Origin of the sequence: Butyrivibrio sp. WCD3002 (assembly GCF_000424265.1) — a bacterium.
GTDB lineage: Bacteria > Bacillota > Clostridia > Lachnospirales > Lachnospiraceae > Butyrivibrio.
In genome coordinates, this window is the sequence record NZ_AUJO01000013.1 from 17,942 (window position 1) to 41,747 (window position 23,806).

Consider the following 23,806-nt stretch of genomic DNA (forward strand, 5'->3'; position numbering starts at 1 on the left):
TTTGTTTCTAAATAAATCTTTAACGATTTATCAAACCTAATTATATATCTTTTCGCGCACGTTAGTCTATCGTGCTTTTTAATCATATTTACAGTACAAAAAATCCCCGGAAGAGATAACTCTTCCGAGGATAATATGCTTAAAACAATTATTTTTCTTAGTTCTTTGCGATCATCTTTCCGCCGCGCTTTGATACTACGTCGAAGATAACGGCTGCAAGAAGAACGACACCTTTAACCACCTTCTGCATGTTGGCATCAACGCCCATAAGTGACATACCAAGGTTGATAACACCCATGAGAACCGCACCAACGATAACTCCGGGAACTGTACCGATTCCGCCGTAAGCAGATGCTCCACCGATGAAGCAGGAACCGATAGCGTCCATCTCATAGTTCTGGCCGTATGTAGGCTGAGCTGATGTAAGACGTGCGATTGTGATCATACCTGCAAGTGCTGCAAGGAAGCCCATGTTTGTGTAAGCAAGGAAGTAAACCTTGTTTGTGTTGATACCTGAAAGCTTTGTAGCCTTCTCGTTACCACCTACTGCGTAGAAGTAACGTCCAACTGTTGTGTTGTTTGTGATGTAGCCATAAACAAGGACTACGATCATAACCCAGATAAGAACTGTAGGAATACCCTTGTGCTGTGCAAGCTTGTAAGCAAAGAGAATGATTACAGCTGAGATAGCAATTGTCTTTGCAAGGAATCCTGCGAAGTTTTCCACTTCATAGTTATTCTTTGTTCTCTTAACACGTCCTGATACTCTGAGGATTACATAGATTGCTGTTGCAAGGATACCACCAAAGAGACATGTAAGGTTAAGTGCACCGTTTCCGAAGATGTCATGTACATAGCAGTCTGCACCGCCACCGAACAGGTTTACAAATGATGTCTTATCCTTGATGGAAACTGTTAGTCCGTTAAGTACTACGTTTGAGATACCTCTGAATGCAAGCATTCCTGCCAGTGTTACGATGAAAGGAGGAATTCTTACAAATGCGATCCAGAATCCCTGGAAAGCACCGATTGCTGTACCGATGAGGATCATGCAAAGAATTGCAAGCGGGATCGGCACATTGAGGTTAACCATAAGTGTTGCACCTACAGCACCTACAAAGCAGACAACTGATCCAACTGAAAGATCGATGTTACCACCGGTTAAGATACACAGTAACATACCTGTTGCAAGTACGAATACGTATGCGTTCTGTGAAATCAGGTTACTTACGTTCATAGGCAGAAGAATTGCTCCGCCTGTTCTCCATGAGAAGAATGCTACTACTATGAGAAGAACAATTATCATAGTATTTTTCTTTAAAAAGCCAAGTACTTGGTTCTTATCCATTGTTTACCTCCTTATTTCCGGATGACTGTAATATCTTAGTCATTATCTTTTCCTGTGTTGCTTCTTTGCCATCGAGCTCTCCAACTATCCTACCCTCGTTCATGACATAAACTCTGTCACACATTCCCAGAATTTCCGGAAGCTCTGAAGATATCATAATAACTGATTTACCTTCAGCTACGAGCTGATTGATAATGCAGTAGATCTCATATTTAGCGCCGACATCGATACCTCTTGTAGGCTCATCAAGTATGAGAATATCGGGATCCGCAAACATCCACTTTGCAAGAAGAACCTTCTGCTGGTTACCACCTGAGAGGTTGCCAACGTTCTGTTCAACTGTGGGTGCTTTGGTCTTAAGCTTTTCTTTGTAATCAACAGCAACCTTATACTCTTTATCTTTATCGATGATCTTGTGGCTGCTGACTGCATCAAGATTAGCAAGTGTTGTATTTATCTTGATAGGATTGGAAAGGATAAGTCCGTTACCCTTTCTGTCCTCAGTAACGTAAGCAAGCTTGTGCTTGATCGCATCCTGAACAGTGTTCAGATGAACTTCCTGTCCCTTGATGAATACCTGTCCTGAGATGTTCTCGCCATAGCTCTTTCCGAATACGCTCATTGCAAGCTCAGTTCTTCCTGCGCCCATGAGTCCGGAAATACCAAGAACTTCACCTTTCTTTACCTTGATGCTTACGTTATTAACGATTTTTCTCTCATTATATAAAGGATGGTAAACATTCCAGTTCTTTACTTCCATCATGATCTCTTCGCCAACGTGATGCTCTCTCTTCGGGAAACGATCGGAAAGTTCACGTCCAACCATGCCCTTGATGATTCTGTCTTCCGAGAAGTCATCTACGCCTTTAGTAAGAGTTTCGATTGTAGAACCATCTCGGATGACTGTTATCTTATCAGCTACATAAGAAATCTCATTGAGCTTATGAGAAATGATGATTGAAGTAAGATTGCGCTCCGCTTTCAGCTTGAGAAGCAGATCAAGAAGTGCTTTTGAATCTGTCTCGTTAAGCGAAGAAGTAGGCTCGTCAAGGATAAGCAGTCTGGCATCCTTTGAAAGTGCCTTTGCTATCTCAACAAGCTGCTGTTTACCAACACCAATATCCTTAATCAGTGTCTGTGTACTGTCTTTAAGTCCGACAATATCCAGATATTTACGAGCAAGTGAACTGGTCTCGTTCCAGTTGATCTTAAATTTGGTTCCCCGTTCGTTTCCAAGGAACATATTTTCAGCGATTGTCATGTAAGGAATAAGTGCAAGCTCCTGGTGTATGATAACAATACCCTTAGCTTCACTGTCCTTAATATCGTTGAACTTACAAACCTCAGAATCGTATTTGATATCCCCTTCATAGGTTCCGTACGGATAAATACCGCTAAGTACGTTCATCAGTGTGGACTTACCAGCGCCATTCTCACCAACAAGCGCATGAATCTCGCCCTCTTCCACCTGAAGATTTACGTTATCCAGAGCTTTAACACCGGGGAAGGTTTTGGTGATATTTTTCATTTCCAATAATATCTTCGCCAAGATTACCCCTCCTTTTACACAATAGGTTAATAATTTTTACTGGTTTAAAAGTTTTTCATACAATGGGCGGGTCTAAAGTAGGCCCGCCCTATAAGTATTTTGTTTTAGATTAGCTTACTGAAGCTGATCCTCTGTGTAATAACCGGAGTCGATAAGGAGCTCTTTGTAGTTATTTACATCAGCGAATACGGGCTCGCAAAGGTATGAAGGAATAACACCTGTGCCGTTGTCATATGTCTCTGTATCGTTTACAGGAGCTTCTGAGCCCTTCATGATAGCGTCAACCATCTCAACTGTCTTAGCTGCAAGATCACGAGTATCCTTGAAGATAGACATTGACTGCTTGCCTGCGATCATGTTCTTAACGTTAGCTACGTCACAGTCCTGACCTGTGATGATCGGCCAATCACCTGTGTAGTTAGCTTCAAGTGAGTTTGTAGCACCGAGTGCTGTAGAGTCGTTTGAGCAAAGAACTGCATCAAGCTTTGTTCCGTCAGCATAGTTTGCAGAAATGATAGCATCCATTCTTGACTGTGCTGTCTCTGTTGCCCAGTTAGCTGTTGCAACGTCGTCGAACTCAACCTGTCCGGACTTAACTACAAGCTTGCCCTCGTCGATGTAAGGCTTAAGAACGTCCATAGCACCGCCGTAGAAGAATCTTGCATTGTTGTCACCGGGGTCACCTGTGAAGATCTCAAGGTTGTAAGGGCCATCTGTGTTGTCAAGATCAAGCTGATCTCTGATGTACTCACCCTGCTTTGTTCCAACCATGTAGTTATCGAATGTAGCATAGTAGCTAACAGCGTCAGAGTTCATGATAAGACGGTCATAAGCGATAACAGAAACGCCTGCTTCCTTAGCCTGCTCAAGAACTGTTCCAAGTGAATCACCATCGATAGAAGCGATTACAAGAACCTGTGCGCCTGAGCTGATCATGTTCTCAATCTGAGAAACCTGAGTAGCGATATCGTTTGATGCATACTGAAGATCTACTTCATAACCTGCATCCTTGAGCTGCTGCTCCATGTTTGCACCATCCTGGTTCCATCTCTGAAGGTCCTTAGTGGGCATTGCCACACCAACCTTGCCGCCGCCTGCAGCTGTGTCCTCTGTAGCTGTCTCTTCAGTAGCTGTCTCTTCAGTAGCTGTCTCCTCTGTAGCAGCTTCCTCAGTTGTCTCTTCTGCAGCAGGAGCTTCTGTAGCTGTCTCCTCAGCTGCGCCTGTGTCAGTTGTTGCCGGAGCTGAGCTTCCGCCGCCGCATCCTACGAGCATTGAAGCTGCCATAGCAACTGAAAGAAAAGTACCTAAAAGTTTTCTCTTCATTTTGTTTCCCTCCCTATGAGAAATTATGAAAAATTTTACGGAATTTGTTTTCCGTTCCTTACAGTAAACAATCTATCATAAAAGCATTAGGAATAATTTACGACATTCTTCAAATTTTTATCATGGAGTGAAATAAAAAATCGATTGTGCTAGCATTTTTTTGCTATAAACAATCGATTTATTATAAAAATGTGCTATAGTTTACGGTTTTGCGTATTCTATAAAAGTGGCAAAACGCCCACAAACACTGGATTTATTTAGTTTTCAGGCATCTTTCCGGGAACGTTTAAGTAAACATCCTCTTTCAAATGGAATCCGCTCTTAATTATTACATCATTCATATTGTCAGCAGTTACGCTTACCGGCTGTATTTTCAGGTACGGTATAGTGTTACTCCCATCGTTAATTGTTGAGATTTCGCATCCCTCAGACTCAAGGCTTTCTGCATCAAGCTCTTCGCCATTTGCAAGCTTTACTGCGCATATAGCCGCTGTCTGTGCCAGCTTCTCAATAGGCTTATAAACTGTCATAAGCTGGGTTCCTTCAACGATTCTCTGGCAGGCCTCAAGGTCTGCATCCTGTCCGACTACAAGCTTTCTGCCTGCAAGTCTTTTCTCTGAAAGTGCCCTGAGGGTGTGGCTTGCAAGATCATCATTGCCGCACATTATGGCATCACATCTGATTATGGTACTTATATTATTGTAGACATAATCACCGGCAAGCTCTGCCTTCCAGCCATCTGCATAGGTTTTATCTATGATTTCGTTACCTGCTTCCTCCATGACTGCTTCAAAGCCTGTTTCCACCATGGGAACATTGGTATCATTGGGAGATCCGCAGATCATTACCACCTTTTTGTCTGTAAGACCTGCATCCACAAGAGCCTGTCCCATGAGCTCGCCGACCATTTCGTTATCAAAGGATATATACAGATCAGTTCCTGCATCAGCGATCATTCTGTCATAGGCTATGACCTTGATACCTGCGTCCTGTGCTTTTTTTACTGCATCCTTCATATGAATAGAATCTATGGCAACTATTACGATTACGTCCATTCCCTTTTTAATGAAGTAATCAATCTGCTTTTTTTGCTCATCCACATCACCGCCGGCAATCTGGATATTTACCTCTGCTCCAAGCTCCTTTGCCATTGACACAAAGACGTCTCTGTCCCTTTGCCATCTCTCGATTACAAAGGAATCAAAGCACATTCCGATCTGAATTTTTTTCTCTTCTGTCTCGCTCTCGTTCTTGCTACTGTTATTTTCCTGACTGCAGCCTGATAAGCTGCTTGCTGCTAGTGTGGCAATAACAAGGCATGATGCAAATCTCTTTAGTAATGTTTTGTAAAAATGCTTCATCGTTTAAGTCCGTCCCGGATTTTTTTAATATAAGATAGGAATCCGCAAATTTATAGTTTTCCGTCTTTCTGAGAAAAACAGGATTCTATGCTATTGGATTCTCTTTGTACTCTGTAGGTGTGACTCCCACATTTTTCTTAAAGCTTCTGCTAAAGTAGTTGGGGTCGGTATAACCGCACATTGAGCAGATTTCCTTCATGGAGTAGTCTGAGTTTTTAAGGAGCTCTTTTGCCTTATCCATGCGTATGTTGGTGAGATATTCAATAAAGCTCACGCCGCTCTCTTCCTTAAATATCTTACTGAAATAGTAGGGAGAGATGTTGACTACCTTGGATACGTCATCAAGTGATATGTCGCTTGCGTATTTCTCTTCGATGTAGCGCTTGGCTGTTTTGATGATATCCGTGGATTTTTCCTCGCGCCTGTTGGCTATGTCGTGGCAGGCGGAGGTGATTTTTTCCAAAAACCACTCTCGTAGCGCTTCCGGCGTATCAAGGTCCATTATCTCAGGCAGATAGCTGTTTCTTGAAGAATATCTGTAGGTCTGGCCTCCGCTTTTGTACATTATATGCTCTGCATAAAGCGAAAACTCCAGTACCTTAAGTCTCATGGCCATGATGTCGCCTTCTTCCGCCATCTTAACCATCCAGTCAGAATATTTACCGGCTATTGTGAGTGCACTGTTCACATCTCCCTTTCCAACAGCCTCAAACAATGGCTTTTCAAGGTCGCTTGGATAATCCTCCTCGTAGGCAGGACTAAGTGGCAGATCGTCTGCATGGGCCACTCCTCCTGTTGTGGCAATGAGTGCATTAAGCGCATCTCTGTAGGAATCGCCAAGCTCCCTTAAAGGTTTAACCCCGCCTATTCCTATGCGGAAGTTTACGTCTGTCTTTTTTCTTAAGTACCTTACAAGGTCTCTTGCCCTTTCGATGAGGGAACTTCTCTCATCAAGCTCCATCTTTGTCTTTTCATAGGGGATAAGGACAGCGATCTTATTAGCCATTACGTTACCGATCTTGCAGTCAAAAAATTCCTTTACGGCTTCTCTTATCTCCTGGTATTTTCCGGAAATTTTAACTGAGCTTCCGACTGCGTTGGTCATGTGATTTCCTTCCTGGGTATCACCGCTTACGATAGCCAGCATATATCCATAATTTTCCTCAATTCCAAGGATTGTTCTGTAGCTGTCGACATCCTCTTCAAACTGTTCCTTTAAAAGGATGTCGTAGATAAGTCCGTTCTCTATTATGGGCTCTACTGTCTCAAGCTTTTCCTTAATAAGAAGCTCGTTACTGCGCTTTTCTCTCTCCGAGTCGATCTGCACCATGGCCTTTTTGATAACTGTTATGATCTTCATGCGATCCATAGGCTTATTGATATATTCGAGAACCCCGAGCTTTATGGCTTCTTTTGCATAGTCAAATTTGTCATAGGCGGACATTACTATGAAAACAGTATTCGCTGAAAACTGCTTTATCTCCTTCATGGCATCGATACCATTTATGCCGGGCATGTGGATATCCATGATGGCGATGTCAGGCCTGAAGCGCTCTGCCAGTTCTATTACGCTTCTTCCTGTTTTGGCAAACTCCACCTGGCAGGTATCACCAAATTCCTTCTCTATTATAAATTTCAGAGAATCAATTACGATTCCTTCATCATCCGCAAGCATGATTCGATACATGGCTTACTCCTCTTTTCTTAAAAGATAATTCTGTTTTGAATATCCCAATACTCCGGCAGATGTATTGATCAAGATCACTCATCAGCAGGAAGCGGCAGTCTGATAATGACTTCGCACCCTTTTCCCGGGCCTTCGCTCTTTATGTCCACAACATCCGGTCTTTCCGAAAACAGTCTGAGCCGCGAGATAACGTTGTCCATTCCGATTCCGTTGTGCTCATATTGCTCTTCTTTGTGGGCAAAGCTTCCGCCAAGGATCTTGTCGATATCCTCCTGGCTTATACCTTTTCCGTTATCGCCGATACTGATGCAGACATTGCTGTCCTCTCTGTAGACCTTGAGCTTAATAACACCTTTATCACCCATCTCTCTGATGCCGTGATTTACGGCGTTTTCAACGATTGGCTGCAGGGTCATAGAGGGCATCGCAGTCTTAAGAAGGCGCTTATCCACCTGTTTTTCATATTTGATGTCCCCTGAAAAACGGACGTTAAGGATCTGGATGTAGTTATCAACGAGGGTTACTTCCTCTTTTATGGTAACCTCTGTCTCCTGATTTTTAACATTGTATCTGAAAAAGTCAGCCACAGTCTGGACATACTCATAGGTCTTGTCCGCACCTTCCATCATGGCAAGCTGAGCTCCTGCATTTAATGTGTTGAAAAGGAAGTGTGGATTGATCTGCGCCTGCAGATATTTTAGCTGAGCATCCTTCAGGTGTGTCTCCATCATAAGCTCTTTTTCCTGGAGGTCACGCTCTTTTTCCATACTTTCCCTGAGTCGTACAATGTACTCCTTGATGCTGACCACCATCTTGTTGAAGGCACCGATAACTATACCGATCTCGTCATGGTAGAGGGGCTCGGGAAGGTCTGTATCAAAGTTACCTGTTGCGACTTCATCCGCAGAATCTGCGAGGTCCTTAAGCGGCCTTATGAGCATGCCTACGATGATTATGATGCTTATGATGTTTCCTATCATAACGAGAGTAAGAACAGCCACGCTGACCAGCTCGAAGGTTCTGAATGCGCTGGCTAGCTCGGTGTAGTGCTCTGAGTTACTGACAAACTGCTCAATATTAAGACTTGAGATATAGGCATTTATGTAGTCATAAAGCTCAGTTGACTTCTCGTAGTGGTTTCTGTATTTTTCTACATTTCGTCCGCGCTTGGCTTCAATTGTGAGAGATACTTCACTTAAGTAATTCTCTGACATGTACTTGATATTACGTCTCATGCGGCTAAAGGACTCATCCGTAACCTGAACGCCTATGGCTTCCGACAGATTCTGGAATTTCTGCGCACTGTTATAGTAGTTTTCCAGGGAATCAGTGGTCTTGGAGCTAAGGTAAACGGTCATGGAATCCTGTACGTCCGCTATAGCCTCGGAGAGGGCATTCAGCTGTCTGTTGTCGTGATAAACCATCTCCATTTCCTGAGCCATGATGTTGATCCCGAAAATCAGGAAAATATTAACTATGAAAATTAGTATATTGGCACCCATGTAGATGCCTACGATTTTTTTCTGAAGAGGGAGGTTAAAGAATCTATTCATCTATCTCCTCCTTTTTCAGGAAATCAGCCACATTGCTGCCATTAATAAGTGTTACATCCGCTGTAAAATACTGGCTGGTGGTACCAAATTCATGGTAGTCACTAAGGGCTTCCACGCAGTACTGGCCCATCTGCGCCGTATCAATTGAAATAGTGGCATAAACTATGCCTTTATCTATGGCACTTACGATTGATTCAGAGTCATAATATCCAAGGATGCTGACATCTCCAACTTTATTAAAATCAACTACCGCCTGATAAGCACAGACAGTGTTCAGCTCATTAAGGCAGATGATCACGTCAGGGATTTTTTCATTAAGGAAAATATCTCTGATGGATTCCTCAACCGAGAAGGCATTTTTATTATCAACAGGCACAACCGAGATGTTGAACTCGGAATTCGTGGCATTTTCCTGGCTAAGAGTTTCCTGTAGCGCAGAAATGATGATGTTCTGACCGCTGTCCTGAGCGTCGGTATTAACGAGCACGGTTACCTCCATGCTCTTTCTCTGCTTCATTTTCTCAGAGTCTTTGAAGTCCTCGCGGCGTTTTTCCTTGATGATGTTGAAAACCTGTCTGCCGTACTCACGTCCGATGTTATAACTTCCGACACCCACAAAGCTGATTCTTCCTGAGTGGGTATTATCTCCGTAAAGAGTTACCACCGGGATCCCTTCCTCAGTGGCCTCGTTTATCAGGCTTGTCATCTCATCGCTTTCGTTGGCGTAAACGATTATTCCGTCAACCTTAGATGCGATTGCCATTTTCATAAGCTCCTCGCAGCTGTATTGACGGTCCAAATTCTCGCCAAGAAGATCTATATAGATGCTCTGCTCTTTTGCCGCTTCAAAAGCGCCTTTATATACAGACTTCCAGAAGTCCGCCTTGTAATTATCCGTTATCATGACATAGTATCTGTCATACTCGTTTACTTCACCGGCTTTTCTGAAGTCTTCCATATAAAAACGAAAAACAAGTGCTCCTACCACCAGCGTAGCTATGGTAAAAAGCACAGTTGAGAAGAGCAGAAAATTGTGCCCATGCATTTTCTTATTCGATTTTTCGGAAGATGTATGTGTACTCATACTCAGAATTTTAGCAGATTTTGAGATGTTTGTTTACTGTTTGAAATATTGATGCTGCAAATTAGTCTGTCATGACTTTGGTTTTCCCGGTATCCCAAAGAGCAAGACGAATAAGGAACAGTGTTCCTCTTACGCAAAGCTCCGTGCACATGGCAATCCACGCGCCTTTTAAACCATACCTTGCACCAAGAAAATACGCCAAAGGAATTCTTACAGCCCACACACTCATAAGGTTAAGAATACTTGAAAGAAGGGTCTCTCCGGCCCCTCTGAAAACTCCGGCCGCCACAATAGAAGCGCCGTAAAGGGGCTCAGCAAAGGCTTCTATTCTAAGTATCTGGGTTCCCATTCTTCTAATCTCTGCATCAGGTGTAAGGATACCTATCATGAAGGGTGCAAAAATCCACATAAGAACTGCACTTGCTCCCATGATAAGCATTCCAAGAATAACAGCCATCCAGCCAAGTCTTTTTGCAAGCTCTTTTCTTCTGGCACCGATGCACTGACCAACGATTGTTGTGGCAGCTACGCCGATACCAAATCCCGGCATGTAGCAGAGGCCTTCTGCAGTTATGGAAAATGAGTTTGCCGCAACAGATACAGTTCCAAAGGGAGATACTATTCTGGTAAATGCAACGTATGCAAATCCCATTATGATGTTGTCTATAGCAACAGGAATGGCTATTTTGAGGGAAGCGGGCAGCTCTCTTTCGGCAAATCCCATAAAGCCTGCCGTATCTTTTTCTTTTCTGCCTGTAAGGTGCAGGGCAGGTGACTTTACAAGAAGTATATAGAGCATCACCGTCGCAATTATCACAAAGGATAGCGCCGTACCAAGGGCTGCTCCGGTAACTCCAAGCCTGGGAATGAAAATCGCATTAAAAACAACGTCCAACGCACACATTACCACATTCAAAATGCTGGGAATGCGAATATTTCCGCTGGACTGAATCATACCCTGAGACGCGAAAAGCAGCTCTCTTGCAGGAATTGAAAGGGCATAGATAAGGAAATATGACGATGCATCCTTCCTTATGGCGATGTCGCCACCCATCCATGTGGGTAGGTAACTGCTTACCAGAACACCTATAGCCATAATGAAAATACTGAAAATAAGGGAGCATACAAGCCCCCATTTTACTATGACTCTGGCACCTGCTTCGTCCTTTGCACCTATCCTGTGGGCAACGCACACAGAAAAGCCCATGGCAGCCGCTGTAATAATTCCTCCTACAAGCCAGGTGGTACTGGAAACCAGACCTATGGATGCAGATGCATTAGCCCCAAGGTGTCCTACCATGGATGCATCTATGTACTGCATAATTATTGAAGATATTTGCGCAAGAATGGCAGGAAGACTGAGCTTTAATATCAGCGCAGCCTCCTGCCTGGTTGTTAATTTCTGGCCATTTCTTATGGCCGCTAAAATTTCACTCATTTTATCATCACTTATTTATCTAATATTTCCGCTGCTTCTTTCATCAGCTCTATGATGGGCAGATGCTGAGGGCATACGCTCTTTGGCATAGTGCTTAAATCAATAGCCATAATTTTTCTCCCTTCAAGTGCTATACCTACTATAAAACATGAATTTCGCAGTGCTTTGCCAAACGCACATAAATCCAATTTTCATGATATCAGTATTTAAATTTCCATACTTCTTACACTTTGAAATATGAGTTATCATTTTTTGATAAATTTATATGAAACAAAAAATAATAATCTGTCATGTCAAAAACTCAGTTGAATACTTGTTCACATCAATATAGAATATAAGCTTGTTACAAAAAACTAAAAATGTAAGGAATAAAATTTTGAAAACAAATAATATGACTTCAGGAAACAGTATGAAGCAGATTGTACTGTTTTTCCTGCCACTTCTTTTTGGAAATCTTTTCCAGCAGGTCTACAGCCTGGTGGATAGCATAATTGTAGGAAAAGGTATCGGCGATAAGGCACTTGCTGCAGTCGGAGCTTCCGGCACTTTGAATTTTCTCATATTGGGATTTGTTGTCGGACTTACAAGAGGCTTTGGAATCAGCTTTTCCCAGTCATTTGGCAAAGGCGATTCAAAGCTTCTTCGCGGATATATACTGGCTGCGCAGTTTATTAGCTCTGGCATGAGCATTGTATTTACAATATTATGCCTGATGGCTCTAAAGAGTATGCTCATTTTTCTAAACACCCCGTCAGATATTTTTGATGATGCCTATAGCTATTTTGCAGTTATTCTGATGGGAATAATTGTAACTGTGCTTAACAATCTTGCGATTACCATACTTCAGTCTCTTGGAGATAGCAAAACACCTCTTACAGCCATGATAATTTCATCCATAACAAATATCCTTCTGGATATTCTACTTGTTATAGTTTTCCATTTTGGAGTTGTTGGCGCAGCTATAGCCACTGTCATAGCTCAAGCTGTCTCATATATATACTGCCGTATTGGCCTTAGTAAGGTTCCTGTTCTGACAGACGAGGATAAAGCAGGTAAGGGATTCCTTGTTTTGCCGCAGTCTGACCTGTGTATTGAGCTTTTGAAAATAGGCCTTCCTGTCGCATTTATGAATTCTGTAACTGCTGCCGGCGGAATGATCCTACAATATTTCGTAAACCTCATGGGAAGCGCCTACGTTGCCGCTTATTCAGTCTGCATGAAGTTCGCCGGACTGTTTGAACAGTTTGGAATCTCCGTAGGTCTTGCCATTCTTACTTTTGTCGGTCAAAACAAAGGTGCCGGTAAATATGACAGAATACGTAAGGGTGTATTGCAGGGACTTTTTCTGTCCATCATCGTAAACATTCCTCTTGCCCTTATTCAGATCATAATCCCCGGATTGATATCAAGGCTTATGCTAAGTGACCCTGTCACCATCGGATATTGCAGCGAATTCATGCCCATTCTCGGAATAAGCCTTTTCGCCCTTGGCTGGCTTTTTGTATTTCGTTATGCCGTGCAGGGGCTTGGAAACACTGTTGTTCCCATGTTTTCGGGATTTCTCGAGGTTGCCATGCGCCTTGGATTCGGCTTTACCCTGGGCAGAATGTCCTTTAGAGGGATCGCCGTATCTGAAGTCTCAGCATGGATAGGCGCCTTTATAATGCTGGCTGTGACTTATTTTGTACTGATGAGAAAAGCGTAATGAGGTCTACATGTTATACACAAAATGAAGTGATTGCTATATCAACATAGCCATCGACCTTTTCCCTACTTAAAAGAACAACCGTCTCGACATGTGTTCTAATGTACAAACCAAAGTAACAAAGAAAAAGAACGAGCAACCCGCACACTGTAACATGATCCGCGGTAAAAACCCGTTCCCAAAGAATTCTTTCTTACGCAGCAGCATCAATCAGGATCTTGACATTATCCGCTGTGAAAACATAAAAACATTTGGATGGGCGGCGTATCCATCATATCAGATTCCACTTAGGGAGCGCAGGGTGCCTTTCCTGCTCGTCAAATGTTCTTATATCCGGAGTATAACATCAGATATTTCGCGTAGTCAAGTGGTTTTAACGAGCCTTCCTGACCTTATGTAAGAATCAAGCTTTGCCTCCTTTATGTCAAACATTGTGGCTACATAATACCTATTTTTCTTTACATCAAGTTTTATAGTGATAAAAATGTTGTCCTTATAGCATTTCACCATCTCGAGTACACTTCCATTTAAGCCTATATAATCCGGGTTTGTAATAATATCCGGCAAATAATCATAATATTTCGCAGCTTGAAAATGTTGTCTCTTAATCAGATGAGCAAGAAGTCCCTTAGAGCGAAAAATAATAAAAGCATCATAATCAGTATCCAAATACCGATTAAGCTCAGTATTAAATCGAGCTACCGCAATCAACTTATCTTTCTTCCCCATGTCAAGCCCCAATTTCAGCTTTAGTCAAGATTACGTTTCGTCTCCAGTCTACTATCCCCGGTATCAACACAATTTTTGCAATATTACCATTTGATAATAGATTCATTGCTATATCCTTGTTAATTCCTAAAGACACACCTGGCTTATCACAATACAACCAATCCCCTTCATCATCAAAATCAACCTTATTGAGCGTCCATATTAAATTCTCTAATATATTGAACTTTCTAAAGTCTCTGCCAAGTTTCACATCACTAATCTTAACATTATCGAAATCTGTATCGTCACAATATTCTTTCCAATATACTTCACCCGATAACACTCCGAAATCTGTATAGATATATTCGTCATCAAATAGAATCTCTTTAATACAGTTCTCACCTATAATAAACGCTAATAAACCGACAGAACCTCTCTCACATACGGTCAAAAATTGCAATTCTAGTCCGTTTTCAGCAATGCTATTCATATTGATGAATGCCGGATCTTTTAATTCCTGAAGTTTTTTATTATAAGATTTTAAGGATGAACTCCTGCTCTCAAAAGATTTGCTAATTCTTTTAATCTCATCAGGGATATCATTTTTGTTTATGAAATCATCAATATTGCTATATCCCGATTGATATGCCTGGTGTTCAAGTAATTCCTTTGCCAGCATATACTTTATTGGGTAAAGTTTGCAATAATTGTTTATCCGACACTCTAACGTTTCGACATATGTTATCTGCATATTAACTTCCGATCTATTATGCCTGCAATTAAGAAGATTATTGTACTTGCTTTCCTCGATAAGCAGTCCATATTCATCAGATACCTCATATGCATCAGGGTTCTCTTTAATAAAGACCTGTTCTGAACTATATCCTAAGGCATTAATACAATCTGCCATTCTCAGGTAAACTGTTTCATCTTTGATAATCCTATACTTAAAATCCATACGCCTATCCATTGAAAAATTTTACCCAATGCGTTATAGTAACCATTGGATAATGGTTATTATAAGTTATCCAATGGTTACTGTCAATAAATTATTGAGGTACAAAAATGGAAAACCAATTAATTCCGGAACGTTTGAAAATGGCTCGTGAAAAACTCGGGATTACCATGGCCGAAGCATCCCGAAGACTAAACTTATCTAAAATAGGATATTGCAGATATGAATATGGAGAAAGAGTACCTTCATATCAAACAGTAGAAGTAATTGCAAGATGCTTATGCACTTCTGTCGATTATCTTGTAGGTAAAACAGATGATATGTCCCCTGATTATCTTGTAATTAGTAAAAAAGATGCGCCTTATCTGTTTGAATTGGTGCAAAATGCCTATAGCTTTGATTCTGATACCCTGAAACGATTAATAACCTATAGCACAAGAATATGTGAATCACAACTTACCTCCAAAACCGACAAATAATTTATCAGGCATGCCAACAAGCCCTGAAATATAGGCAGAATTCACCTCGCAGAATCTACTGCCTTCCATCCGAACCTGTCGGAATTTCCAACAGGTTGATTTTTCATCTAATTTGCTCTCTTCCACTTACCTTCTCTTGCTTTTTGCATCATTTGCGGATTTTTATGGAGTAACATCTGACTACCTTCTGGGACTGACTGAAAACAGAGAACAACATCCCTTTCCTGTAGATGAGCTCGGATTAGATGATGAAACTGTCGATTTATTGAAAAGCGGAAAGCTTAATGTTCGCTTAATTTGTGAAATGATTAAGCACCCGGATTTTATAAATTTTCTTTCAGACACGGAAAGGCGCACTCATACCTGCCATTAGTAAGTATAGAGTGCGTCTTTTCCTAGTTGTTTATTTCAAATGTATCATCTATATTGCACTTGAGAAAGAGTGGTCTTTGTGTTTATTCAATCATATTAAAATGTTTCAAAGCATCGATAATAGCTTCTCTCTTTTCAGGAGTCACCTGTCTAGGCTCATAATCGTCCGATTTAGACAGATTATAGTTCTCTCCCATCTCTATACCCATCTCACGCTTTACTTGGGCTATATAGGCAGAATGGAGCCTAAAGCCGTATTTCTCAAGCACGTACTCATTGATTTCTTTATATGTGGCGTGCTTGTTGATATTATCCATATAGCTGCCATCAGGCGTATAATCAATGGCTACAGACTTTTTGATTTGTTGGTGGGACAAGAGAGTTACGGTCTCAACATGAACCGTATTCGGGAACATATCGCAGGGGCGGACTTTCTTTAATTCGTAGCCGCCGTCTACGAGGATGCGGAGGTCTCTTGCAAGAGTTGCGGAGTCGCAGCTGACGTAGACGATTCTGTCCGGAGACATTTTGAGCATGGTCTCAAGGCAGGCGATATCGCAGCCCTTGCGAGGAGGATCAACTACTATTACGTCAGGATGTAAGGCTTTGGCCCTGCTGCCTGCAGCGGTATCTTCTGAGTCTGATGCTCCCATGTCGCCATTCTGGCTCTTTCCTCCATCAAGCTTCCCATCATAGAAGTCAGGAAGGACTTCCTCTGCTTTACCCACATAAAAGGTCGCGTTTGTAATTCCGTTATTCTTCGCATTATCCCTGGCGTTGTCTATTGCCTGAGGTATTACCTCTACTCCGTAAACGTGTCCAGCCTTTTTCGCCATGGACAGGGTTATGGTTCCAATGCCGCAGTATAAGTCCCATACGGTTTCTTTTCCAGTTAGTCCTGCATAGGATACAGCTGTGGTGTAGAGCTTATCTGTCTGAACAGGGTTTACCTGGTAGAAAGACAGGGGTGATATCCTGAAGTTAATACCACAGAGAGTGTCAGAAATCGCTTCTTCTCCCCAGATTACATGAACTTCTCTTCCGAGAATTACATTGGTCTTTTCGTTATTTATGTTTACGGAGATGCTCTTCATCCCGCTTATTTTGCTAAATCTGCTTACAAGCTCGTCCTGTCCTTTAAGAAACTGTACTGCAGTTTTGGGATCACTGTTATTTCCGGATGCATTACTCTTACCTGCTTTCCCATCCTTAGCATTCACAACAAGACAAACCATGATCTCACCACTGGTAAATCCCTTGCGGATAAGTACATGTCGCATCACACCCTTGCCTGTAGTCTCATCATAGGCAGAAATGCCATACTTTTTCATATGATCAAGAACGATTTCAAGAATCTCTTTATTTTCTTCAGTTCCAAGAAGGCAATCCTCCACCGGGATAATTGCATGGGTTCTTCCCGCATAGAATCCAGCTATCGGCTGTCCGTCCTTGCCTGTACCAATTGGAAATTGAGCCTTATTGCGATACCTGAAATGTGAAATATCCATTCCAATAATGGGCTTCATTATGCCATCGATAAAATCCCCATCAAAACCGCCAAGTCTTACAATGTTATTCCTTACCTTGTTCTGCTTGAATTCAAGCTGCTTTTCGTAAGCCATGTTCTGAATCTGGCATCCGCCGCAGGCCTTTGACACAGGGCAAGGAGGCTCCACTCTGCAATCCGAAGCCTCTATTACCTCATCAAGGTGAGCGTAAGCATAGTTTTTCTTACTCTTCATTATCGAGACCTTTACAAGATCGCCGATAACCGCATCCTTTACAAAAAGGGTATAGCCATTAACTTTGCCAATACCCTCCCCGTCATTTCCTATATCTTCAATTTTTACAGTGAGAACATCACCCTTTTTATAGGGTGTATTCTCCTTTGCTGTACTTTTCTTTGACATTTATTTCTCCTGTATTTCCTTAGGAATATCTTCTTATCAGGCAGATAAGCCTTACTAATATATCAATCCTTCCACTTAAGTCTGTGGAGTTCTCCCTCTTCTTCCATTCCGGGAAAGCCGTTCTGTCTAAGGGCTTCATATAAAACTATCGCAACGGAATTAGATAAATTCAGGGATCTGATATCGTGTCCCATGGGAATTCTTATGCAATCCTCTTCGTTTTCCACAAGAATTTCCTCAGGAATTCCTGCGCTTTCTTTTCCAAACATGATGAAATCGTCAGGTCCAAAGGATACCTCTGTATAAGAACGCTTTGCCTTGGTGGTTGCAAGCCAGACCTTGGCTCCCTTGTGCTTTTCCTTAAATTCTTCGTAGTTGGTATATCTGGTGTAATCAAGCTTATCCCAGTAGTCCATGCCCGCACGCTTTATGTCTTTTCCGTGAAGGGCAAAGCCAATGGGCTCTATCAAATGAAGACTGCTGCCTGTTGCAACGCAGGTCCTTCCTATATTGCCGGTGTTCTGCGGAATCTCCGGCTGAAGCAATACTATATGCATTAAAAATCTCCTATTACTGCAATTATTATGAAAAGGCGCTAAAATACGCCTTTTAAACCTCCTCATCACTGTCCATGGAAGCGGCTTTTGGAATGGAAAAAATAAATTCTGTGCCAACCCCATAGGTAGAGATGCAGTTTATATTTTCGCCGTGGGCCTTAATAATCTCTTTTACGATAGAAAGGCCAAGGCCTGTGCCCTTCTTATCTTTTCCTCTTGAAGCATCTGATTTATAAAAACGCTCGAAGACCATCTTCTGATCTTCCTTGGGGATTCCGATACCGCTGTCCTTAACGGATACGAAAACCTTGCGTCTTTTTTCTGTGGTCTCAATTTTGATAACTGAATCGTGGTGACTGAATTTAATAGCATTATCAAGAAGGTTATAAAGAACCTGCTGAATCTTACTGAGGTCAGCGTTAACCAGCATCTTATCATCCGTCAAAACAAGTTCAATTGCAATCTTTTTCTCAAGACAGGTCATTTCAAAGGATGCCGCGGTATTTCTTATTACCTGATTTATATCAAAGTCAGCTCTCTCAAGAAGCATGCCCCTGGCGTTTAGATTGTTCAGGGTAAGGAGACCGTTTGTAAGCTTGGTAAGTCTCTCTGTCTCATTTAAAACGATGCCCAGATATTTTTCATGCATCTCGGGAGGAATTGTTCCATCCAGCATTGCGGACAAATAGCCTCGTATCGAGGTAAGGGGAGATCTGAAATCGTGGGATACATTTGCCACGAATTTTTTCTGATCATCCTCCTGTCTTGCGATCTCGCCTGCCATATATGAAAGGGATGCCGCAAGATATCCCATCTCATCCTCTGATTCAACGGAGAACTCGTAGTCCATATTTCCCGATGCGTACTGCTCTGTAGCCTGGGTAATCCTTCTAAGTGGTATGTATACAAGCTCTGTAAAAAAGATAAGTATTATCAGTGACAAAAGGAACATGACAACCAGCATCAGATAGGAGATGTTGAGGTATCCGTCTGCAGTTTTCCTGATCTGATTGATGGGAAGATGAATTACCACGTAAGCCTGCACCTTATAGTTAGCTGTAATAGGCGCAAACACGCTCATGTTGTCTTCTGTAAAACAGCCCCAGAAGGTTCCGATGGTGTAATAGCTTCCGGCAGTTACTGTGGGATCAAAGCCGTCAACTATGATTTCTTCGTTCTGGCTGATGATCTTGGACGAATCAAGAACGAGACGTCCGGAAGGGTTTACTATCCATATCTTCGCACCTGCCATGTATGCCGACAAAGCACTGAGCTGGCGATGAACGGTATCAAGGGATGTCTCAGCATTATACAGATCGGCCGCATAGGTATTGGCAATCTGCGTTGCTTCCGCATAGAGAGATTCCGCTTTTTCTCTCTTACAGTGCTCAAAGGTCATGTTGGATACGAAGGTGGCAACCATTATGAATCCGAAAATTCCAAAAAGCAGATATGCAATTAGAAATTTAAGATAAAGTGTACGTTTCATTATGTCCTCTGTTATTTATAGTAATCAAATATATTTTAACATAAAATAGGATTTCGCTTGCGAAATCCTTGCGCGACACATGCCCAAATTAAAAAAGCCCCCAGAGCGGCACTTGTTACACCACCCCGAGGACCTTAATGAGAAGCATATTTAATTATTTTGAAAGTGCAGCCTTTACCGCGTCAAGGAGCTGCTCTGCCTGCTCATCATTCATCATTCCAAAGGACTTAAGAGATTTAACAGGCATGAACTTGATCATCTCCTGCATCATCTTATCTCCGATAGCATCGTTTTCCTCTGCTCCTTCGAAAGGCGAATTCTCCATTGCCTTTTTCATTATTTCACCGATGATAGGTGCAGTTGCGGCATTAGCCATAAGCTCGCCGACTGTAAGAGAACCATCAACTCTCATAGGCTTAATCTTCTTTGTCTCGAAGCTGATCTCTGTGCGAAGAGTGATGTTGTCACTTGCATTACCAACAAGAAGTTCATATTTTCCTGTGGGAGCAAACCAATCGCCAAGGCCTTCATCAAAATATGAAAGTGCTCTTGAGCAGATCTCCATCTCTACGGTCTTGGTCTCTCCGGGAGCTACCTCAACCTTTGCAAAGCCCTTAAGCTCCTTAACGGGTCTGTCGGGAGTTCCGTTCAAATCGCCCACATAGAGCTGAACTACTTCTTTTCCTGCAACAGAGCCTGTGTTCTTAACGTCTACGCATACCTTGATCTTGGTATCATCACTCATCTTGTCGGATGAAACCCTGAGATTTGAAAGCTCGAAGGTTGTATAGGACAGGCCATGTCCAAATGCCCAGCGTACAGGCATCATCTTCTTGTCATAGTAGCGGTATCCAACATAAACGCCTTCGCTGTAGTAGCACTTCTCAGGATCTGTATTAAAGTTAAGGTATGAAGGGTTATCCTGAACTCTCATGGGGAAGGTCTCAGCAAGATGTCCGCTAGGGTTCTTCTCGCCATAGAGGAGCTTATCTGTAGCTTCACCTACGCCCTGTCCGCCAAGATACATCTCAAGGATTGCTGCTACATCATCAGCCCAGGGTGTTTCAACGGGGCTTCCGTTATGAAGAACAACAACCACGTTCTCATTAACCTCTGCAACTGCCTCAATGAGCTCGTTCTGAGCTGCAGGCATGTTCATATCTTCTCTGTCATAGCCTTCAGACTCGATAATGTCAGGAAGTCCAGCAAAAATAACTACTGCGTCAGCGCTCTTAGCTGCCGCAAGAGCCTTATCAAGTTCTGCCTTATCAAGGGGTTCGTCTGCCTGTGCCGGGAAGCCCTTTACATACTCTACATTTCTGCCCTTTGCCTTTGCTGATTCAAGAGCACTTGTAACCTTGGATGAGTTGATGTGGCTTGAGCCGCCGCCCTGATATCTGGGTGCCTCTGCATACTCGCCGATGTAAACAATCTTCTTATTTGCATCAAGAGGAAGAATGCCGTTATTTTCAAGAAGTACTGCGCACTCTGCAGCAATCTCTGTTGCTTTCTCGTGATCTGCGTCTCTGTCGAATACTACGCCTTCCTTTTTGTTATCAAAATAGTCATAAACAACCTTGAGGATTCTCTCGCAGGATCTGTCCACAAGCTTCTCATCAAGCTCGCCGCTCTTAACTGCTGCAACGATCTTGGCATCATTCTCAGCAGTGTTTCCGGGCATCTCAAGCTCAAGACCTGCGCGCACGCCCTGTACTCTGTCATCAACAGCCCCCCAGTCTGTCATTACGAAGCCTTCGTATCCCCAGTCATCCCTGAGAACCTTGGTAAGAAGCCACTCATTATCTGAAGCGTAGGTTCCGTTTATCTTGTTGTAGGAGCACATAACAGTCTTTGGCTGTGACTCTCTTACTGCGATCTCAAATGCTGGGAAGTAAATCTCACGCATGGTTCTCTCAGAAGCTTCTGAAGAGTTGCTCATACGGAAAAACTCCTGGTTATTAAGCGCAAAGTGCTTAATGCTGGTTCCAACGTGTCTTGACTGAACGCCGTTGATATATGCTGCTGCCATCTTACCTGCAAGGTAAGGATCCTCTGAAAAATACTCAAAATTTCTTCCGCAAAGAGGACTTCTCTTAATATTTACAGCAGGGCCAAGTACTATGGAAAGATCCTCAGCCTGGCACTCATCGCCTATAGCTTCGCCCATTTTGCCAATCATATCTGTATCAAAACTTGAAGCTGTAGCACATGCAGCAGGGAAACATACAGCCTTAATACTGTCGTTAACTCCCAGGTGATCTCCCTCTGTGTCCTGCTTACGAAGACCGTGAGGTCCATCTGACATCATAAACTTAGGAATACCAAGTCTCTCTACTGCCTTGGTGTGCCAGAAGTCATCGCCGCCAAGGAGGGATGCCTTTTCTTCAAGTGTCATCTCTGAAACAAGTTTCTTTATATCTGTCGCCATTTTTAATTCCTTTCCCGGTAAAACTATTTGAGTACCGAAATCACTCTTATAACCGATAAATTGATATTAACAATAATAGGGAAAAATGCTATGATATTTAACAGATAAATATAAGATTTTACAGATAAATTTTTACCAAAAATACTTTTTACCATTTATTCATATATGCTAATACGATAACAAAATGAGCGAAAACAATAGACAGGAAACAAAAGAAGAACACATAAAAAAGAATATTGAAAAGATGGAAAAGCTGATAAAGGAGGAATCCAAGCAGATATTCGCTTCTGTCTCCCAGCATATTTTCATGACTAATGATACTCCGGGACCTGATAACGGAACCCGCAGAATTCAGGAAAAAGCCATGTATTACTATGTGGCAGCCGGGGATGTGGTAAGAATAGATGAAATAATATCCACCTCTTTTGAAAATATTGTAAAAACAAGAACTAGTGTAATAGAGCCCTATACCAAAGGTGCCTTTGCAGGTCCTGACACTGTGGGAGATGTTTCAGAGAGTCCTCTTCTTTTTGCGAAATATCTTCTTATAGCTAATGTTACCCTGGCTACAAGAGCTGCCATAGACGGCGGTCTTCCTGAGCACATTGCCTACGCCATAAGTGACGGATATCTGCGGTACATGGACAAAATAAATGACATCATGAAGATCAATCTTCTAAGCAACAAGGCTCTTCGGGACTTCACCTACGCTGTTCACGACTACGCCTTAAAAGAGTGTGGCCCCATCACCAAGTCCTGCTGTGAATACATTCTTCGTCATCTTCACGATAACATTACAATGAAGACGCTGTCGCAGATAAGTCACCGCTCAGCAAATTATATTTCCGATACCTTTGCAAAGGAGCTTGGAATGCGTCCCATGACCTTCATAAGAAGCAGAAAGCTTGAATATGCAAGGACCCTTATCGAGACCACATCCCTTTCCGTCTCAGCTATTTCGGATCTTTTGGCATTTCCAAGCACCAGCAGCTTCATAACATATTTCAAAAAAGAATACGGACTTACACCTCTGCAGTATAAGAGCAAGGATGTAAGCCCGCAGTAATTTAATTTTGATTAATAAAATCTGTCGAAGCAGCATCTGCGACACGGGACAAATTATACCTGTACCTCGAATTTATATCCGATACCCCAGATAGTTGCTATGCGCCAGGTCTCGTGATCCTTGATCTTTTCCCTAAGGCGTTTAATATGTACGTCTACGGTTCTAGTATCACCTACATATTCATAGCCCCAGATCTGATCAAGAAGCTGCTCTCTTGTGAACACTCTGTTTGGTGAAGAAGCAAGGAAATATAAAAGCTCCAGTTCCTTAGGCGGCATATCGATTCTGGCACCCTGATAATTTACAGAGTAGTTTGTCATATTGATCTCAAGATCCTGATATCTTACCACCTTATCATCAGTGGGCTCAGGCTCTGTCATCACAGGCTTGTATCTTCTAAGCACTGCCTTTACTCTTGCTACCAGCTCCTTGGAATCAAAAGGCTTCTCCATGTAGTCATCGGCACCCATCTCAAGGCCAAGTACCTTATCAAAGACTTCTCCCTTTGCAGAAAGCATTATTATGGGGCACTGTGACTTCATTCTGATCTCTCTGCAAACCTGATATCCATCGATACCGGGAAGCATCAGATCAAGAAGAATCAGATTCGGTGCAAAGGTCTCAAAGGCCTCCAACGCAGATTCCCCATCCCCGACAATAAGAGTCTCAAAGCATTCCTTCACAAGATAAAGCGAGATCAGCTCTGCAATATTATTGTCGTCATCAACGATCAAAATTTTCTGTTTGCTTACCATTTATCCCCCTAAACACTCAGACCTCATACCACCTGTCTG

Annotated in this window: 18 protein-coding genes; 3 read left to right on the forward strand and 15 right to left on the reverse strand. The window is 42.4% G+C overall.

Translation table 11 applies throughout. From position 1 onward, the window contains the following. Positions 1–157 precede the first annotated feature (157 nt). The 8 genes from mmsB to G608_RS0111850 form a co-directional block, all read right to left on the reverse strand. Positions 158–1,348 (reverse strand): multiple monosaccharide ABC transporter permease, encoded by a 1,191-nt coding sequence (gene mmsB / locus G608_RS0111815; protein ID WP_026496205.1) that lies wholly within the window; start codon positions 1,346–1,348, stop codon positions 158–160. Further along, positions 1,341–2,897, reverse strand: coding sequence for a multiple monosaccharide ABC transporter ATP-binding protein (gene mmsA, locus G608_RS0111820; RefSeq protein WP_026496206.1), 1,557 nt, complete (start codon positions 2,895–2,897; stop codon positions 1,341–1,343). The genes mmsB and mmsA overlap by 8 nt, the downstream gene beginning before the upstream one ends. A gap of 114 nt (positions 2,898–3,011) precedes the next feature. Further along, on the reverse strand, positions 3,012–4,220 hold the full coding sequence (gene chvE / locus G608_RS0111825; protein ID WP_026496207.1) for a multiple monosaccharide ABC transporter substrate-binding protein: 1,209 nt from the start codon (positions 4,218–4,220) through the stop codon (positions 3,012–3,014). 257 nt (positions 4,221–4,477) lie between these two features. Beyond that, positions 4,478–5,581: a sugar ABC transporter substrate-binding protein gene (locus G608_RS0111830; RefSeq protein WP_026496208.1), complete on the reverse strand. Its 1,104-nt coding sequence runs from the start codon at positions 5,579–5,581 to the stop codon at positions 4,478–4,480. A gap of 85 nt (positions 5,582–5,666) precedes the next feature. Then, entirely contained in the window at positions 5,667–7,268 is a 1,602-nt protein-coding gene (locus tag G608_RS0111835; protein WP_026496209.1) for a helix-turn-helix domain-containing protein, read from the reverse strand. 74 nt (positions 7,269–7,342) lie between these two features. After that, positions 7,343–8,821, reverse strand: coding sequence for a sensor histidine kinase (locus tag G608_RS0111840; protein ID WP_026496210.1), 1,479 nt, complete (start codon positions 8,819–8,821; stop codon positions 7,343–7,345). Then, on the reverse strand, positions 8,814–9,905 hold the full coding sequence (locus G608_RS0111845) for a substrate-binding domain-containing protein (protein WP_081677409.1): 1,092 nt from the start codon (positions 9,903–9,905) through the stop codon (positions 8,814–8,816). The genes G608_RS0111840 and G608_RS0111845 overlap by 8 nt, the downstream gene beginning before the upstream one ends. A 61-nt stretch (positions 9,906–9,966) precedes the next feature. Then, the gene (locus G608_RS0111850) at positions 9,967–11,343 is read right to left on the reverse strand and encodes an MATE family efflux transporter (RefSeq protein WP_035795487.1); all 1,377 of its coding nucleotides are present in this window, start codon (positions 11,341–11,343) and stop codon (positions 9,967–9,969) included. A 376-nt stretch (positions 11,344–11,719) separates the two neighbouring features. Between G608_RS0111850 and G608_RS0111860 the strand changes: the two genes are divergently transcribed. Next, positions 11,720–13,048: an MATE family efflux transporter gene (locus G608_RS0111860; RefSeq protein WP_081677410.1), complete on the forward strand. Its 1,329-nt coding sequence runs from the start codon at positions 11,720–11,722 to the stop codon at positions 13,046–13,048. A 363-nt stretch (positions 13,049–13,411) separates the two neighbouring features. Here G608_RS0111860 and G608_RS0111865 read toward each other — a convergent pair whose 3' ends face one another. Both G608_RS0111865 and G608_RS0111870 read right to left on the reverse strand, forming a co-directional pair. Further along, on the reverse strand, positions 13,412–13,777 hold the full coding sequence (locus G608_RS0111865; RefSeq protein ID WP_026496214.1) for a PBECR2 nuclease fold domain-containing protein: 366 nt from the start codon (positions 13,775–13,777) through the stop codon (positions 13,412–13,414). A 1-nt stretch (position 13,778) separates the two neighbouring features. After that, entirely contained in the window at positions 13,779–14,714 is a 936-nt protein-coding gene (locus G608_RS0111870) for a hypothetical protein (protein WP_026496215.1), read from the reverse strand. A 107-nt stretch (positions 14,715–14,821) separates the two neighbouring features. On the opposite strand from G608_RS0111870, the gene G608_RS0111875 reads away from it, so the two are divergent. Beyond that, positions 14,822–15,190 (forward strand): helix-turn-helix domain-containing protein, encoded by a 369-nt coding sequence (locus tag G608_RS0111875; RefSeq protein ID WP_026496216.1) that lies wholly within the window; start codon positions 14,822–14,824, stop codon positions 15,188–15,190. Between the two features lie 455 nt (positions 15,191–15,645). Here G608_RS0111875 and rlmD read toward each other — a convergent pair whose 3' ends face one another. The 4 genes from rlmD to G608_RS0111900 all read right to left on the reverse strand — a co-directional run bounded on the left by rlmD (position 15,646) and on the right by G608_RS0111900 (position 21,946). Further along, entirely contained in the window at positions 15,646–17,472 is a 1,827-nt protein-coding gene (gene rlmD, locus G608_RS0111885) for a 23S rRNA (uracil(1939)-C(5))-methyltransferase RlmD (RefSeq protein WP_051209253.1), read from the reverse strand. Between the two features lie 62 nt (positions 17,473–17,534). Beyond that, entirely contained in the window at positions 17,535–18,029 is a 495-nt protein-coding gene (locus G608_RS0111890; protein ID WP_026496219.1) for a tRNA (cytidine(34)-2'-O)-methyltransferase, read from the reverse strand. A gap of 52 nt (positions 18,030–18,081) precedes the next feature. Further along, positions 18,082–19,518: a sensor histidine kinase gene (locus G608_RS0111895; protein ID WP_026496220.1), complete on the reverse strand. Its 1,437-nt coding sequence runs from the start codon at positions 19,516–19,518 to the stop codon at positions 18,082–18,084. 154 nt (positions 19,519–19,672) lie between these two features. Further along, a complete protein-coding gene (locus G608_RS0111900; protein ID WP_026496221.1) occupies positions 19,673–21,946 on the reverse strand; it encodes a beta-glucosidase in 2,274 nt (757 codons plus the stop codon). Positions 21,947–22,130: 184 nt separating this feature from the next. On the opposite strand from G608_RS0111900, the gene G608_RS0111905 reads away from it, so the two are divergent. Continuing rightward, positions 22,131–23,012 carry a helix-turn-helix domain-containing protein gene (locus G608_RS0111905; protein ID WP_026496222.1) on the forward strand — a complete coding sequence of 294 codons (882 nt, stop codon included), beginning with the start codon at positions 22,131–22,133 and terminating at the stop codon, positions 23,010–23,012. Between the two features lie 53 nt (positions 23,013–23,065). On the opposite strand, the gene G608_RS0111910 is transcribed toward G608_RS0111905, so the two are convergent. Then, the gene (locus G608_RS0111910) at positions 23,066–23,767 is read right to left on the reverse strand and encodes a response regulator transcription factor (RefSeq protein WP_026496223.1); all 702 of its coding nucleotides are present in this window, start codon (positions 23,765–23,767) and stop codon (positions 23,066–23,068) included. Between the last annotated feature and the right edge of the window lie 39 nt (positions 23,768–23,806).